This is a genomic window from Pseudomonas sp. PA27(2017) (assembly GCF_001945445.1).
Taxonomy (GTDB): domain Bacteria; phylum Pseudomonadota; class Gammaproteobacteria; order Pseudomonadales; family Pseudomonadaceae; genus Aquipseudomonas.
Genome location: NZ_MSXW01000058.1, coordinates 16,791 through 33,235 on the forward strand (window position 1 = coordinate 16,791; position 16,445 = coordinate 33,235).

Below are 16,445 nucleotides of genomic sequence, written 5' to 3' on the forward strand. Positions count from 1 at the left end.
AAAAAGGGGTCAGCCATGACGGTTCGCCGTGCGTCACTCGTTCATCTATCCGCCCTTCTCGGCGCCACCCTGCTGCTCGGCAGCCAGGCCCAGGCGACGGAAAACGGGGCACCTACCACGCCCGCCGGGCTCAACGACTTCGGTGCCGGCATGACGCCGCCGCCCACGCCGTTCGGCACCCTGGGCATGCGCGCGGCCTACTACTCCACCAACCAGTTGAAGGATGGCGACGGCAGGAAGGTCAACAACGCCTTCTCGCTGGACGTGCTGTCGCTTGGCGTGGCCTACATCCGCATGACCGACCTGCAGCTGTTCGGCGCCCGCTACGGTTTCGCCATCGTCCAGCCGTTCTTCCAGATGGACGCTCGCCTCAAGGTCGATACCCCGTTCGGCCCACTGCGCTTCGAGAAGGAAGTGTTCCGCCAGGCCGACACGCAGATCACCCCACTGATCCTGCAGTGGGATATCTCGCGCAACCTGTTCGTCAACACCAGCCTGCAGATCCAGGCGCCGACCGGCGATTACGACAAGAACCGGCTGATCTCCCCCGGCCTCAATCACTGGACCGTCTCGCCGGCGCTCAACGCCACCTGGATCAGCGACGGCGGCTTCGAGGTGTCGTCCAGCCAGCAGTTGGACATCAACAGCCGCAACCACGCCACCGACTACCGCAGCGGCACCGAGTACCGTCACGAGCTCGCCGTGGGCCAGCACGTCGGCCCCTGGACCGTCGGCCTGGGCGGTTACTACTACCAGCAGATCAGCGATGACGACGCGCCCAACCTGCAGAGCGGCAACCGCGCCCGTGTCATCGCCGTCGGCCCGGCCGTGAGCTTCTTCAAACCCGGTCTGCCGCCGGTGTGGCTGCACGCCTACAAGGAGTTCGGCGCCGAGAACCGCAGCGAAGGCTACAACGTCGCGCTGCGCGTCGCGTACAGCTTCTGAGGTGGCCGCCATGACGATCGAATCTTCCGTGTCATCCCAGGCCGTCTCATCCCAAGGCGGCACGCGCCAGGCCGTGACCCGCCGCGAAGGGCTGGTGCTGGTACTGGGCAGCAGCCTGACCATCATGGGCTCGGTGATGGTCGCGCCCATCCTGCCCAAGCTCGGCGCCGAATTCGGCCCGCTGGAGCCGCGCGCCGATGTGCTGGTGCCGTTGGCCATCACCGGGCCGGCCCTGGCAATTGCGCTGTTCGCCCCCCTGGCCGGCTGGATCGCCGACCGCGTGGGCCGCAAGGCGCTGCTGGTCATCGCCACGCTGATGTACGCGCTACTCGGCGTGCTGCCGGCGCTGCTCGATGACCTCAGCCATATCGTCGGCGCGCGACTGTTGTTCGGCTGCGCCGAGGCGGCGATCATGACCTGCTGCGCCGCGCTGATCGCCGACTACTGGCAGGGCGAGGACCGCATGCGCCTGGTCAACCTGCAGGTGGTTGCCATCGGCCTGGTCGGCTCGCTGTGCTTCGTGATCGGCGGCGCCCTGGGCGAGCAGTCCTGGCGGCTGCCGTTCTACCTGTACCTGCTGCCGCTGCTGCTGATCCCGGCGATGCTGCGCGTGCTCTGGGAGCCGCCAGTGCGGGTGGCGAGCAGCCTCGAGACGAACGACACACCGGTGTCCATCCCGCGGCTGGTGGTCGGCTACCTGCTGATTCTCGGCGGCATGGTGCTGGCCGTGGTGGTGCCGGTGCAGTCGCCCCTGCTGCTGGCCAGCATGGGCATCACCTCCAGCACGATGATCGGCGCCTGCGCCGGCCTGGGCCTGCTGTCCAGCCTCGGCGGCTCGATAGCCTGGCCGCTGCTGCGCCGCGCCCTCGGCATCCCCGGTTGCAATGCCCTGCTGCTGGGTCTGATGGCCACCGGTCTGTGGCTGCTGATCCACGCCGGCAGCTACCAGGACATGCTGATCGCGGTGGTCGTCCACGGCCTCGGCGTCGGCCTCCTGGTGCCCAACGCCATGGCCCCGGTGATGAACGCCCTGAGCGCCACCACCCGCGGCCGCGGCCTGGGCGGCTTCACCGGCTGCCTGTACATCGGCCAGTTCGCCAGCCCGTTGGCGGTCGCCACCCTGATGTCACTGGGTTACGACCTGCGCGGCGCCATCGGCTGGCTGGCCGCCGCGAGCCTGGCCTGCGCGGCCATCTGGCTGGTCGCCGCACTGGTCGGCCCACGCGCGGCGCCCCTCGCCGCCCATCTCTGAATTCCCTTTGCCCCGCTGGCCTGCCAGCGGGCGTTACCCACTAGCCGAGGTTTGCCATGAGCGACATTCACACCCTGATGGATCACTACGACGCCACCGGCCTGGCCGGCCTGGTCGACAAAGGCGAGGTCAGCCCCGGCGAGTTGCTGGAAGCGAGCATCACGCGCCTGGAACAGGTCGAGCCGCAGCTCAACGCGGTGGCCGAAAAACTCTACGACAGCGCCCGCCAGGCGAAGCTCGGCCATGGCCCGTTTCGCGGTGTACCAACGCTGATCAAGGACCTGTTCGCGCCGCTCGACGGCGCACGCATGAGCAATGGTTCGCTGGCCCTCGGCGAAGCCCGCATGGCGCTGGACGACGCCGTGGTCAGCCGGCTTCGTGAGGCCGGCTGCCAGTTCATCGGCACCACCACCGCGCCGGAATTCGGCACCTCCTACACCACCGAATCGACCCGTTTCGGCGCCACCCGCAACCCCTGGGATACCGCGCGCAGCGCTGGCGGCTCAAGCGGCGGAGCCGCGGCGTTGGTCGCTGCCCGCGTGGTGCCCTTCGCCCACGGTAACGATGGCGGCGGCTCGCTACGCGTGCCGGCCTCCTGTTGCGGGGTGTTCGGCCTCAAACCAAGCCGCGGGCGCATGCCCAGTGGGCCGCTGACCGGCGAAGGCTGGGCTGGCATGGGCACCGCCCATGCGATCACCCTATCGGTACGTGACAGTGCCGCGCTGCTGGACATCACCGCCGGCGCCGACCTCGGCGCGCCCTACGCCGCGCCCTGGCAGCACGAGCCTTTCGTCGACAGCCTGCGTCGCCCGCCACGTCCGCTGCGCATCGCCCTGGTCGAGCATCTGGCGCCCTGGAGCAGCGGCCCCGAAGCCCTGGCGGCGGTGCGCCACACTGCCCGGCTGTGCGAATCCCTCGGTCACCGCGTCGAGCACGCGACGCTGCCGGTCGATGCCCTGGCCTTTCTCGATCAGGTGTTCGACATCATCGGCGCCAGCACCAGCAGCTACGTAACGCTGCTCGGCGAAATGCGCGGCGCAGCGGTGAGCGATGCGGAGCTGGAGCCACGTACGCGGGTCATCCTGCGCGAAAAGGGCGATACCAGCGGTGCGCGTTATGCCGATGCAGTGGCCAGCATCCATATGCTGGGCCGGCGCCTGGCCGCCTTCCTCACCGACTACGACCTGATCCTCACCCCGACGCTGACCCGCGAACCGCCGTTGATCGGCACCCTGGATCCGTTCGACGACAGCCTCGACCTGGCGGCACTTATCGAGCGCTTCCACAGCTACTCGCCTTTTACCGCGCTGTTCAACGCCAGCGGCCAGCCGGCGATGTCGGTGCCGCTGTACTGGACCGCCGACGGCCTGCCGCTGGGCTCGCACTTCGCCGCACGCTTCGCCGAGGAAGGCACCCTGCTGGCTTTGGCGGCCCAACTGGAACAGGCGCAACCCTGGGCCGGGCGCGTGCCGCCGGTGAACGCCAGGCGGCGCTGACCGAACGCGGGCTCGGCCACGCCGCTGCCCGCGTCATCTCACCCAGCGTCTGGTTCACGGGCGCTGCACCTCTGCCACCAAAACGCCCAACAAGGGCGCAGCACGCGGCGCCTCTGCTTCATTCGGTGACATTCGCCGCTTGGCCATGAGCAAGGCGCTGCGGCGCCGCGTCGCTAACATCCTGTTAAACCTCCCAAAAATCCCAGTACCGAATACTGGCCCGCTCTTTGCAAAATTGGCTAAACGGATAATTGGATACATTTATTCAGGATGGCCAACATGCTCACCGCCCCACTCTACGCCCAGCGCCAACCCGTGACCGCCGAGGAAGAGGCCTACAACTTTCTGCTCGCGGAGATTTGTGCCGGGCGTTACCGCAAGGGCGACCGCCTGGTGGCCGAGGACATCGCCGCCGAAATCGGCACCAGCCGCATGCCCGTGCGCGAAGCTTTCCGCCGCCTCGATGCCCAGGGCCTGGTGACCTTGCGCCCCAATCGCGGGGCGGTGGTCAGCGGCCTGGACATCGAGGAGATGCGCGAAGTCTTCGAAATGCGCAGCGCCCTCGAGGGCCTGGCGATTCGCGTCGCGGCGAGCAAGGTGACCGAGCGCCATCTGACCTTGTTGGAGCGGCTGCTCGACGACATGGACGAGTGCCGCGACGACACCGCCCAGTGGGTGGTGCGCCACCGCATCTTCCACGAATACCTGTGCAGCATCAGCGAGCGCCCGCGGCTGATGAAGCAGATCGTCGCGCTCTACTCGCTGATCGAGGCGCCGATGCGCCTGTGGCTCGAACACGGCGAGAAACCGCTCAGCGGCCGCGAAGAGCACGCACAAATCCTGGCCGCCCTGCGCACCCGTGACGCCGACCTGGCCGAACGGGTGATTCGCGAGCACATCGAGGGCACCTTGCCGGCCCTGACGCTGTTCCTGCAAACCGAACAATAACAACCGGACGACCGCCGACGGTCGCCTCTGATTCCACTTCACTGCTGCCCTTTCGATCACAGCAAACGGAGTACCACCATGCGCCTTCCATGCTCTCTCGTCGCCGTCGTTTCCCTGGGTCTGGCCGCTTCGCTGGCCTCGGCCGCCCCCGCCGTTCCGGACCGCCTCAAGGATGTCAGCAAGCTGACCTACTGCTCGGGTATGGACTCGCCGCCACTGGTGTCCTTCGATGCCGCGCAGAAGCCGACCGGCCTGGCCATCGACCTGGGCATGGAAATCGCCAAGCGCCTGGGCGACAAGCAGGTGTCCTGGCGCGTCACCCCGTTCTCCGGGCTGGTGCCGGCGCTGCTCGCCAGCCAGTGCGACCTGATCGTCGACCAGTTGTTCGACAAGCCCGAACGCCGCGAGGTGATCGACATCGTCAACTACATGTACTCCAGTCAGTCGGTCGTCGTGCCCAAGGGCAACCCCAAGAGCATCCAGGCCCTCGATGACCTGTCCGGCAAAAAGATCGCCGTGCTCAACGGCTCGACCATCAAGACCCTGCTCGACGCCGAGAACGCCAAGCTGGCAGACGCCGGCAAAGCGCCGATGAAGCTGGTGGTCTACAACGCCGACACCGACGCCTTCCAGGCGCTGCGCATCAATCAGGTCGATGCCTACGGCACCACGGTGGAAACCGCCGGCTACTACGCAGCCATGGCGCCGGACCTGTTCCAGGAAGGCGTGCCGGCGTTCGGTCGCATCCTCACCGGCATCGGCGTGCGCAAGGATGACCAGCAGCTATCCGCCGCCGTGCAGCATATCATCGACGACATGCGCGCCGACGGCAGCTACACCGCGCTGCTCGCCAAATGGCACGTCGCCAGCGACAAGCTGGACTGAGGGCCGGGGCGATGAACTTCAACTGGGACATCTTCTGGCAGTACCTGCTGCAGCCCAGCGACGTGTATCTGCGCGCGCTGTGGCTGACCTGCGTGATCGCCGTGCTGTCCATGGCGCTGGGCTGCGTGCTGGGCCTGATCGCGGCGCTGATGCGCCTTTCCAGCAACCCGCTGCTGCAGGCGCCGGTGCGCTTCTACGTGTGGCTGATGCGCGGCACGCCGCTGTTGGTGCAGATCGTTTTTCTGTACACGGCGCTGGCGGCGGGCGGCATCTTCCGCTTCGAGGACCTGGATCTGGGCTGGGTGGTGATTCCGGGCAACCTGCAGGCTGCGATCATCGCCCTTGGCCTCAACGAAGGCGCCTACATGGCCGAGATCATGCGCGCCGGCATCGCCGCGGTGGACAAGGGTCAATACGAGGCCGGCCGCTCGCTGGGCATGACCTTCGGCAAGCTGATGCGCCGCATCGTGCTGCCCCAGGCCTTTCGCATCATCGTGCCGCCGCTGGGCAACGAGTTCAACGTGATGCTCAAGAACACCACCCTGGTCAGCGTGATCGGCGTGCAGGAGCTGCTGCTCAGCACTCAGATGATCACCTCGGCGACCTTCCGGGTATTCGAGTTGTATCTGGTGGTGGCGATCTACTTCCTGTTGCTGACCACCCTCTGGGGTTTCTTCCAGAGCTGGCTGGAACGGCGCTTCGGGCAGGCCGACCGGCGCCCGGCCACGGCGTCCAGGCGGCTGTTCGGCAGCTACACGGCAAAACTGTTGAGGGGGCGTTGAGATGCACAGCAGCAATCAGGACCTGGTCATCGAAGCGCTGGACATTCACAAGGCCTACGGCGACCTGCAGATCCTCAAGGGCGTGTCGCTGCAGGTCAAGCGTGGCGAAGTGGTGGTGCTGATCGGCGCCTCGGGCTCGGGTAAAACCACCTTCATCCGCTGCATCAACCTGCTCGAGGAGATCGAGAGCGGGCGCATCCGCGTCAACGGTCAGCCCATGGGCTACCGCGAGCGCCCTGACGGCTCGCTGGTGCGCGATAGCGAGCGCAACATCGCCCGCCAGCGCCGCAGCATCGGCATGGTGTTCCAGCGCTTCAACCTGTTCCCGCACATGACCGCCCTGCAGAACATCATCGAAGCGCCGATCCAGGTGCTCGGCATCAGCAAGGCGCAGGCCCTCGAGCACGCCCGCCAGTTGCTCAAGCAGGTCGGTCTGGCCGACAAGGCAGACCACTATCCGTCGATGCTTTCCGGTGGCCAGCAACAGCGCGTGGCCATCGCTCGCGCCCTGGCTATGAAGCCCCAGGCCATGCTGTTCGACGAGCCGACCAGCGCCCTGGACCCGGAAACCGTCGGCGAAGTGCTGCAGGTGATGAAACAATTGGCCGAACAGGGCATGACCATGGTGGTGGTCACCCACGAGATGGGCTTCGCCCGGGAAGTGGCCGATCGCGTGGTAGTACTCGACCAGGGTGAACTGATCGAACAGGGCCCGCCCGAACAGATTTTCAGCGCACCCAGCCACCCGCGTACGCGGGCATTCCTGAGTCGCGTATTGCCGGAGGTAACCGCATGCTGAGTTTTTCCGCACACCGCTATCCCTATGCCTCGCAGCGCCAGAGCGTGTTCGCCCGGCGCGGCATGGTCGCGGCTTCGCAACCCCTGGCCGCCGAGGCCGGCATCGACATCATGCGCCGTGGCGGCAACGCCATCGATGCAGCCATTGCCACCGCCGCCGCCCTGACGGTGGTCGAACCCACCGGCTGCGGCATCGGCGGCGACGCCTTCGCCCTGGTCTGGGTCAAGGGCCAGTTGCATGGCCTGGACGCCAGCGGCCACGCCCCCGCCGCGCTGAACATCGACGCCGTGCAGGCCGCCGGCCACGCACAGATGCCCACCTACGGCTGGACGCCGGTCACCGTGCCCGGCTGCCCCTCGGCCTGGGCCGAACTGTCGCGGCGCTTCGGCCGGCTGCCGTTCGCCGAATTGCTGGCGCCGGCGATCAGCCTGGCCGCCGATGGCTTTCCGCTGTCGCCGGTGGTCGCCCACCAGTGGCAGGTCGCCCTCGACGAATTTTCCGTCCATCGTGAGCCGGCGCTGCAAGGCTGGTTCGACACCTTTGTGATCGATGGCCGCGCGCCGCAAGCCGGTGAGTTGTTCCGCAACCCGGCCCAGGCGCGCACCCTGCAGGCACTGGCCGACAGCGAGTGCGAGAGTTTCTACCGCGGCGCGATCGCCGAGCGTATCGACCAGGCCTCGCGCGCCGCCGGCGGCTACCTGCGCCTGGCTGACCTGCAGGCCTACAAGCCGCGCTGGGTCGAGCCCATCGGCATCAACTACCGCGGCTACGACGTGTGGGAAATCCCGCCGAGCGGCCAGGGTCTGGTCGCCCTGATGACCCTGCAGATTCTTCAAGGCTTCGAATTCGATCACCGCGACAGCCTGCAGACCTGGCACCGTCAGATCGAAGCGCTGAAGCTGGCCTACAGCGACGGCCTGCACCACATCACCGACCCCGAGCACATGCGCGTCGCCGTGGCCGATCTGCTCAGCCCCGGCTACACCGAGCGCCGCCGCGAGCTGATCGGCGAGCGCGCCTTGCAACCGCAAGCCGGCGACCCGCACGCCAGCGGCACCGTGTACCTGGCCACTGCCGATGGCGAAGGCAACATGGTGTCGTTCATCCAGAGCAACTACCACGGTTTCGGCTCCGGCGTGGTGGTGCCGGACACGGGTATTTCCCTGCAGAACCGTGGGCAGGAATTCAGCCTGGACGCTAACCATGCCAATGCCCTGGCCGCCGGCAAGAAGACCTTCCACACCATCATCCCCGGGTTCCTCAGCAAGGACGGCCACGCGGTCGCGCCGTTCGGCGTGATGGGCGGCTACATGCAGCCCCAGGGCCATGTACAGATGGTGATGAACCTGGTCGATTTCGGCCTCAACCCGCAAGCGGCGCTCGACGCACCGCGTTGGCAGTGGATGGGCGACAGGAAGGTCGGCATCGAACAGGCCGCCTCGCGCGACCTGGCCGCCGCCCTGGCGCGCCTGGGTCACGACGTCAGCGTGGCCTGCGACTCCACCGATTACGGCCGCGGGCAGATCATCGTGCGAGACCCGCAAACCGGCGTATTGTGTGGCGGCACCGAGCCCCGCGCGGACTCGCATATCGCGGTGTGGTGACGCCGCTCGCCAAAGAGCCGGGCCGCCGCAATGGCGGCCCGCTTTTTAGAATCTGTTCACGAGGCTCGGACTTGGCGCTTTGACTGCAAAGTGGCGGGAGCGGACATTTGTAGGGTGGACGACGCTTCATCCGTCCACCGCTTCGTGATCGCAACGGTGGATGAAAAGAGCGTCATCCACCCTACGTGGCTGCAAAGTGGCGGGAGCGGCCGTTATCCGATCCATTGTGGGAGCCGCGACCTCGCGGCGAATCGCTCAGGCACCGCCGATAGGCGGTCAGGCTGCAATCGTCTCGCCCCGAGGTCGGGGCTCCCACAGGTTGGTTTGAGTTGCCGCTTCTGCCTTGCAGCAGCCTCTTTCATGTCGCCCAAGAGGATCGCGAACAGCCCTTCAGGTCTGAATAAAACGACTCGCAGCGCAGATACTTTTCCTAAAGAGGCTAGTGGACGCTTTGCCCGCGCTGCGCGCTGAACAACCTGAACACCACAATGGCCAACACACCGACCACCACGGCCGCGGTGCACAGCAACACCGAATGGGTACTGGAGAACGCCGCCTTGGCCGCCGCGATCACCGCACTGCCCTGCTCGGCCGGCAACTCGGCTGCCACCAGGTAGCTGTCACCGATCGAGCGTGCTGCCCGCTCGGCCAGCGGCGCCGCCAGCTGCGCCGGCAAGGCGATGGTGTGGCCGTAAACGCTGGCCATGAACACCCCAAAGAAAGTGATTCCCAGCCCGGTGCCCAACTCGTAGGCGGTCGCCTCCAGAGCGCCCGCGGCGCCGCCCTTGCTGGCCTCCACCGCGCCCATGATGGCGATCGAAGAAGCGGTCAGGCCGATGCTCAGTGCCAGCCCCAGCACGGCGAGCATGAGCGGTACGCCCAGGCCCGGCTCATGCAAATCGGCGAAGGCCACGTAGCCCAGCGCTCCGGCGGAAGCCGCCAGCGACAGGCTGGCCACCAGGCGCAGGCCAAAACGATTGGACAGGTAGCCGGCCAGCGGACCACCGACCGCCGCCGCGGTCATGATCGGAATCATGAAAATGCCCGCCTGCAGCGGCGACTTGTCAAGCACGTACTGCAGCTCCATCGCCAGGGTCAGCTCCACGCCAGCCAGGGCACCGATGGCGACCACCGCCATGATCAACCCGGCCAGCAGCACCGGCCGCGCGAACAGCGAAAGGTCGAGCATCGGCTCGGCCGAGCGCAGTTGCTGGCGAGCGAACAACGCCAGCAACGCCAGGCCCACGATCAGTACCAACAGCGCGATTGGCAGCGCCTGGGTGCCGCCGACGCCGGCCTTGATCCCGTAGACCACGGCGATGATGCCGGCGATCAGGATCAGCGCCTGACCGATGGCCCACCTGCCCGGCGTGGTTTGCTCGACGCGCGGTAGCAACGCGAAGGCCACCGGAATCACCACCGCCATCACCGGCACGTTGATCAGGAACACCGAGCCCCACCAGAAATGTTCGAGCAGCGCGCCACCGATCAGTGGGCCGACTGCCGCCCCAGCGGCGCCGACGGTGCCCCACAAGCCAAGGGCCATGGCTCGTTCGCGCTCGTCCTCGAAGGTACGGCGGATGATCCCCAGCACGCAGGGCATGATCATCGCACCGCCGAGCGCCAGCAGCACCCGAGCGCCGATCAGCAGGGCCGGCGTGGGCGCGAACGCGGCCAGCAGCGAGGCCAGCCCGAACACGCAGAGGCCGCACAGCAGGATGCGACGGTTGCCCATCCGGTCGGCCAGGGTGCCCATTGGCACCAGCAAGCCGGCCATCAGCAGTGGGTAGATATCGATGATCCACAGGATCTCGGTGCTCGAAGCGCCGAGCGCCTGGGTCAGCGACGGCACCGCGATGTGCAGGATGGTCATGTCGATGACGATCGGCATGAAGGCCAGCATCACCGCGACGAGGATCAACCAACGGGTAGGTACGGCACGCCACATGACTAGGGTTCTCGATGAGCAGGGTCGGCGGTGCCGCTGGCCGCCGTGATGATGGTGCGCTCGCGCAACCCACCGCCGAGCGCCTTGTAAAGGGCCACGCTGTTGACGACTGCATCACGGCGCAGTTCCAGCAATGTCTGCTGGGCGCCGTAGAGCTGGCGTTGAGCATCGAGCAGTTCCAGCCGGCCGTCGACCCCAGCCCCGTAACGCAGCGCCGAGAGTGCCACGCGGCGTTGTGCACTTGCCACCACGCGGGTCTGCGCCTCGATCTGCCCGTCCAGGGTGGCCACGCCGGCCAGTGCGTCGGCCACTTCGCGAAAGGCGATCTGGATGGCGCGCTCGTACTGAACCACCGCCTCGGATTTACGCACCTCTGCCAGGCGCAGCTCGGCGCGCAGTCGCCCGGCCTGGAACAATGGCTGGGAGATCTGCGGGGTGAAGCGCCACACCTGGCGGCTCGGGTCGAACAGGCTGCCCAGCGAGGTGCTGGCATAACCGAACGAGGCGGTCAGCGACACCTGGGGAAAGAACGCAGCCCGCGCTGCGCCGATATCGGCATTGGCGGCGCTGAGGGTCTGTTCGGCCTGGCGAATGTCCGGGCGCAGCAGCAGCATGTCCGCACGCAGGCCAGCCGGCAAAGGCGCCACCAGCGGCTGCCGTTCGAGCACACGAGCGGCCGGCAGGTCAGCGGGCAGTGCCTCGCCAACCAGCAACTGCAGCGCATTACCCGCCAGGGCGGACGCCCGCTGACGCGCCTGCAGATCGGCCTCGGCACTGGCCACCTGGCCTTCGGCCTGGGCGACATCCAGGCCACCGTTCTGCTTGGCGTCCTGCAGCAGACGCGCGAGCTTCAGGGACTGCTGCCAATCCTTGAGGGTGCGCTCGGCCAACAGGCGTTGCTCGTCGGCCAGCTGGCGGGCGAAGTAGGCGTCGGCAACCGCCCCGATCAGGGCAATGTGCGCCGCGTCGCGGCCCTGCTCGCTGGCCAGGTAACGGGCCAACGCCGCATCGGACAGTGAGCGCACGCGGCCGAACAGATCCAGCTCGAATGCGCTTACGCCAACGTTCACCGCCACCTGGTTGCTCACCTCTCGGCGCGATTCACCGCTGTTGTCCTGCGCCAGTGACCGTTCACGAGTGTGGCTGGCATCCAGCGACACCGACGGCAAGCGCGTGGACTGCTGGATATTGAACATCGACCGCGTGGCATCGACGTTCAACGCCGCCAGGCGCAGATCGCGATTGTGCGCCAGGGCCAACTCGATCAGCCGTTGCAACTGCGGGTCGGCGAACATCATGCGCCAGCCCATCTCATGAGCGGGCACCATGCTGCCTTGCGTGGCACCGACCTCCGCAAAGCGGGCCGGCACCGGTGGCGCCGGGCGTTCCAGCTTGGGCGTCATCGAACAGGCCGACAGGCTGCCGAGCAAAACGATCATCACCAACCAACGCATGCTCATTTTTCCTCACCAGGCTGCTGTACATCGGCGGCACGCCGTGCGCGCCAACCCAGGACGCGTTCCTGCAGCCCCATCACGAACACGAAAAACGACGGCACGAAGAACACCGCCAGCAAGGTGCCGCTGAGCATGCCGCCGAATACCCCGGTGCCGATGGCGTGCTGGGTTTCGGCGCTGGCGCCGGCGGCGAGCATCAACGGCACCACACCCAGCGTGAAGGCCAGCGAGGTCATCAGGATCGGCCGCAGGCGCAGGCGCGCGGCGGTCACCGCGGCATCCACCAGCGAGCGCCCCTCGGCGTGCAGTTGGCGGGCGAACTCGACGATCAGGATGGCGTTCTTCGCCGACAGGCCGATGATGGTGATCATCCCCACCTTGAAGAACACGTCGTTTGGCAAGCCCCGTAGCATCACCGCAGCCACCGCGCCGAGCAGACCGAGAGGCACCACCAGCATCACCGACAGCGGGATCGACCAGCTCTCGTACAGCGCCGCCAGCACCAGAAACACCACCAACCCCGAGAGCACCATGAGCATCGGTGCCTGAGCCGCCGACTGGCGCTCCTGCAGCGACTGGCCGGTCCAGGCCACCGCATAGCCTTGCGGCAACTGAACGACCAGGCGCTCCATCTCAGCCATCGCCGCGCCGCTGGAAACGCCGGGGGCCGCGCCGCCGGAGATGCGTACCGCCGGGAAGCCCTGGAAGCGCATCATCTGCTGCGGTGACTCGCTCCACACCGGCGTCACCACTTCGCGCAGCGGCACCATGCCGCCGCTGGTGTTGCGCACGCGCAGATTGAGCACATCGTCGAGCTGCATGCGTGCTGGGGCGTCGGCCTGCAAGATCACCTGCTGCATGCGCCCGGCATTGGGAAAGTCGTTGACGTACAGCGAACCCATGGCCGCGGACAGCGTGCTGCTCACCGCCGAGAACGAAAGGCCCATGGCCTCGGCCTTCTGGCGATCGATGTTCAGGCGAATGCTCTCGCCTGGCGGCAGGCCATCGGGATACACATCACTGACGATCTTGCCCTGCCCGGCCAGCTCCAGCAGCTGCGCCTGGGCCGCCAACAGCTCGGCTTCACCGCGGTTGCCGCGATCCTGCAGGAACAGGGTGAAGCCCGAGGAGGTACCCAGTTCGTCGATGGCCGGCGGCATCAGGCTCATCACCGTGCCCTCGACGCCGTCGGCCATGGCCGCCTGGGCCAGCTCGGCCTCCTCGGCGGCGGTGGCACCATTGCGCTGGTCCCAGTCCTTGAGCATGGTGAAGGCCATCGCTGCATTGGGGCCGGAACCCGAGAAGCTGAAGCCCTGCACCACCATATTGGCGTCCAGGGCCGGGCGCGTGGCCACATGGGCCTCGAAGCGCTTGACCACATCCAGGGTTCGCTCGCTGGTGGCCCCCGTCGGCAGTTGGATGGAAGTCATGAAATAGCCCTGATCCTCCTCGGGCAGAAAGGACGACGGCAACTGCTGAGCAGCGATGGCCAGTACCCCGCAGAGCAGTGCGAATACCGCCATCATCCGCCCACTACGCCCGACCAGCCGCGTGATGCGACTGGTGTAACGCTCGGTCAGGCGCTCGAAGCCACGGTTGAAGGCGCCGAAAAAACCGCGTTTCTCATGGTGACCGGCGCCTACCGGGCGCAGCAGCGTGGCGCATAGCGCCGGTGTCAGGGTCAGCGCCAGAAAGGCCGAGAACAGGATCGACACCGCCATCGACAGGGTGAACTGCTGGTAGATCACCCCCACCGAGCCGCTGCCGAACGCCATGGGGATGAATACCGCGGTGAGCACCAGGGTGATGCCGATCACCGCACCGGTGATTTCCTTCATCGCCTGCAGGGTCGCCTCGCGCGGCGACAGGCCACGGGTGGCCATCAGCCGCTCGACGTTCTCGACCACCACGATGGCGTCATCGACGATGATGCCGATGGCCAGCACCATGCCGAACATGGTCAGCGAGTTGATCGAAAAGCCTGCCAGCAACATCACCGCAAAGGTGCCGAGCAGCGCGATGGGTGCGACGATAGCCGGGATCAGCGTGTAGCGCATGTTCTGCAGGAACAGGAACATAACCAGAAACACCAGCACCATGGCCTCGAGCAGGGTGTAGACGACTTTCTCGATGGACACCTTCACGAACGGCGCGGTATCGAACGGCACCGAATAGCTCATGCCACTGGGCATACTTGCCGCCAGTTCGGCCAGCCGATCGCGCACTCCTTGCGCGGTGCGCACCGCGTTGGCACCGGGCGACAGCTGGATCGCGGCGCTGGTCGCCGACACACCATTCTCGCGATTGGAAAAGCCGTAGGACTGCGCGCCGAGTTCGACCCGGGCCACATCGCCAATGGTCACCCGCGCGCCATCAGTGGTGGCGCGCAGAACCACGGCGGCGAACTGCTCCGGAGTCTCCAACTGGCCCTGCACCGTCAGCGGCACGGTCAGCCGCTGGCCCGGCAGCGCCGGCTCGTCACCGATCCGACCCGGGGCGATCTGCGCGTTCTGCCCCTCGATGGCCTGGGCCAGATCGCCCATGGTCAGGCCGAAAGCGGTCAGCTTGTTGGGGTCGACCCAGATGCGCAGCGCCTGCTCGGCGCCGAACAGCTGCACGCGGCCAACGCCGTCGATGCGGCGCAGTTCGGGCACCACGTTGCGCGCCAGGTAGTCGTTGAGCGCCACCTCGTCGAACTGGCCATCCGGTGAAGTCATGCCGATCATCATCAGAAAGCCCGACGCCGCGGACTCCACCTGCAGGCCGCTCTGGCGCACCACTTGGGGCAGGCGCGGCTCGACCGCCTTGATGCGGTTCTGTACGTCTACCTGAGCCAGCTCGGGGTCAGTGCCCGGCTTGAAGGTGGCGGTGATCTGCGCAGTACCCGAGGTATCCACCGAGGATTCGAAGTACAACAGGTTCTTGACGCCGGACAGCTCGCGCTCGACCAGACTGACCACCGAATCATCGAGGGTCTGCGGTGTGGCGCCCGGGTAGCTGGCGTACAACGTTACCGAGGGCGGCGCCACCGACGGATAACGGGCAATCGGCAACTGCGGGATGGCGATGACGCCGGCCAGCACGATGAACAGGGCGATCACCCAGGCGAACACCGGGCGATTGATGAAGAATTGCGGCATGGGAAATTCTCCTGATCAGCGCGCAGACGAGCCGGCCAGCTCGCCTGCTGGCCACAACCGCGCCTTGACGGGCGCGCCCTCGGCGAGGCGATCGAGACCTTCGATCACCACCCGTTGGCCTGCGCTGAGGCCGCTGACGATGCGGTAGCGACGGGCCACCAGTTCGCCCAGCTCGACCGGCACACGCTGCACCTGCTCGCCTTCGCCAAGCACCCATACGCTGGCCTGGCCGCCACGGCGCACCACGGCTTCTTGCGGCACACTCAAGGCATCGGCGAAGTGCGCCCGTAGCACCCGCGCCAGCACGTACATGCCAGGCAACAACTGGCGGGTGGGGTTATCGACCTGAATGCGCAGCAGCACGTTGCCGGTACCGGCATCCACGCTGATCCCGGAAAACAGGATCTTGCCGCTCAACCCATAGGCCTTACCGCTGCTGTCCAGCACCTCGGCCGGCACGCCGTCGGTGCTGGGGCCCAGGGCATTGCGCCAGCGTTCCAGGCTGGTGGCGGACTCACGCACGTCGACATACACCTGGTCGATCTGCTGGACGGTGGCCATCGGCGTCGCATCGCTGCTCGCCACCAGCGCGCCTTCGGAGACCTGCGCCTGGTCGACGCGGCCGGCAATCGGTGCGCTGACGGTGGCGAACTTCAGGTCCAGGCGCTTGCGCGCCAGCACCGCTTCGGCCTGGGCCACATCGGCAACGGCCTGCTCGCGCTGGGAGACGGCGTCGTCATAGACCTGCTGACTGACCGCTTCGGCACTGACCAGCGGCTGCAGGCGCTCGGCCTGGATGCGCGCACGCGCCAGCACCGCCTGGGCGCGTTTGAGGGCGGCCGCCGCGGTTTGTACCTCGGCCCCGAACGGTGCCGCATCGATCTGGAACAGCGCAGCGCCGGCCTTGACGTCGGCGCCCTGCTCGAACAGTCGGCGCTGCACGATGCCGCTGACCTGCGGGCGAATTTCCGCGGTTCTGAGGGCGGCGACACGCCCCGGCAGATCTTCGCTGACATCCAGGGGCTGCGCCGTCAGCGTCATTACCGACACCTGCACGGGCACCGGTTGCGCCTCCTGTTCCACCGAGTCGCAACCGCCCAGCAGGGCGCACAGGCTGAGCCCGATGACGTACCGCCCTTTTTGACTTCCCATAACCGTGCCGACCTCCCAGATGATTCTTGGTCCTGCG

General features: G+C 67.0%; 12 protein-coding genes. 8 read left to right on the forward strand and 4 right to left on the reverse strand.

Translation table 11 applies throughout. The features are described from left to right. The first annotated feature begins 15 nt into the window (after nt 1–15). From BVH06_RS20290 to BVH06_RS20325, 8 genes are all read left to right on the forward strand, one after another. On the forward strand, nt 16–945 hold the full coding sequence (locus BVH06_RS20290; protein WP_075935288.1) for a transporter: 930 nt from the start codon (nt 16–18) through the stop codon (nt 943–945). A gap of 10 nt (nt 946–955) precedes the next feature. After that, nucleotides 956–2,197 carry an MFS transporter gene (locus BVH06_RS20295; protein ID WP_075935289.1) on the forward strand — a complete coding sequence of 414 codons (1,242 nt, stop codon included), beginning with the start codon at nt 956–958 and terminating at the stop codon, nt 2,195–2,197. A gap of 56 nt (nt 2,198–2,253) precedes the next feature. Then, nucleotides 2,254–3,693, forward strand: coding sequence for an amidase (locus BVH06_RS20300; RefSeq protein WP_075935290.1), 1,440 nt, complete (start codon nt 2,254–2,256; stop codon nt 3,691–3,693). Between the two features lie 279 nt (nt 3,694–3,972). Continuing rightward, the gene (locus BVH06_RS20305) at nt 3,973–4,641 is read left to right on the forward strand and encodes a GntR family transcriptional regulator (RefSeq protein WP_075935291.1); all 669 of its coding nucleotides are present in this window, start codon (nt 3,973–3,975) and stop codon (nt 4,639–4,641) included. Nucleotides 4,642–4,719: 78 nt separating this feature from the next. Next, a complete protein-coding gene (locus tag BVH06_RS20310) occupies nt 4,720–5,526 on the forward strand; it encodes an ABC transporter substrate-binding protein (RefSeq protein ID WP_075935292.1) in 807 nt (268 codons plus the stop codon). An 11-nt stretch (nt 5,527–5,537) separates the two neighbouring features. Next, nucleotides 5,538–6,308: an amino acid ABC transporter permease gene (locus BVH06_RS20315; protein WP_075935293.1), complete on the forward strand. Its 771-nt coding sequence runs from the start codon at nt 5,538–5,540 to the stop codon at nt 6,306–6,308. A 1-nt stretch (nt 6,309) separates the two neighbouring features. Beyond that, a complete protein-coding gene (locus BVH06_RS20320) occupies nt 6,310–7,107 on the forward strand; it encodes an amino acid ABC transporter ATP-binding protein (protein WP_075935294.1) in 798 nt (265 codons plus the stop codon). Beyond that, complete coding sequence (locus BVH06_RS20325; protein WP_075935295.1) at nt 7,101–8,711, forward strand: gamma-glutamyltransferase family protein; 1,611 nt, start codon at nt 7,101–7,103, stop codon at nt 8,709–8,711. Before BVH06_RS20320 ends, BVH06_RS20325 begins: the two co-directional genes overlap by 7 nt. A gap of 439 nt (nt 8,712–9,150) precedes the next feature. Here the strand turns inward: BVH06_RS20325 and BVH06_RS20330 are convergent, their stop codons facing one another. Genes BVH06_RS20330 through BVH06_RS20345 form a run of 4 tightly spaced genes read right to left on the reverse strand, consistent with a single transcriptional unit; the run spans nt 9,151 to nt 16,408 of the window. Further along, a complete protein-coding gene (locus BVH06_RS20330) occupies nt 9,151–10,659 on the reverse strand; it encodes an MFS transporter (protein ID WP_075931656.1) in 1,509 nt (502 codons plus the stop codon). Between the two features lie 2 nt (nt 10,660–10,661). Continuing rightward, nucleotides 10,662–12,119 (reverse strand): efflux transporter outer membrane subunit, encoded by a 1,458-nt coding sequence (locus tag BVH06_RS20335; protein ID WP_218189503.1) that lies wholly within the window; start codon nt 12,117–12,119, stop codon nt 10,662–10,664. Then, nucleotides 12,116–15,256 (reverse strand): efflux RND transporter permease subunit, encoded by a 3,141-nt coding sequence (locus BVH06_RS20340; protein WP_075935297.1) that lies wholly within the window; start codon nt 15,254–15,256, stop codon nt 12,116–12,118. Before BVH06_RS20340 ends, BVH06_RS20335 begins: the two co-directional genes overlap by 4 nt. Before the next feature lie 15 nt (nt 15,257–15,271). Beyond that, nucleotides 15,272–16,408, reverse strand: a complete 1,137-nt coding sequence (locus BVH06_RS20345; protein WP_075935298.1) for an efflux RND transporter periplasmic adaptor subunit — start codon at nt 16,406–16,408, stop codon at nt 15,272–15,274. Nucleotides 16,409–16,445: the final 37 nt, after the last annotated feature.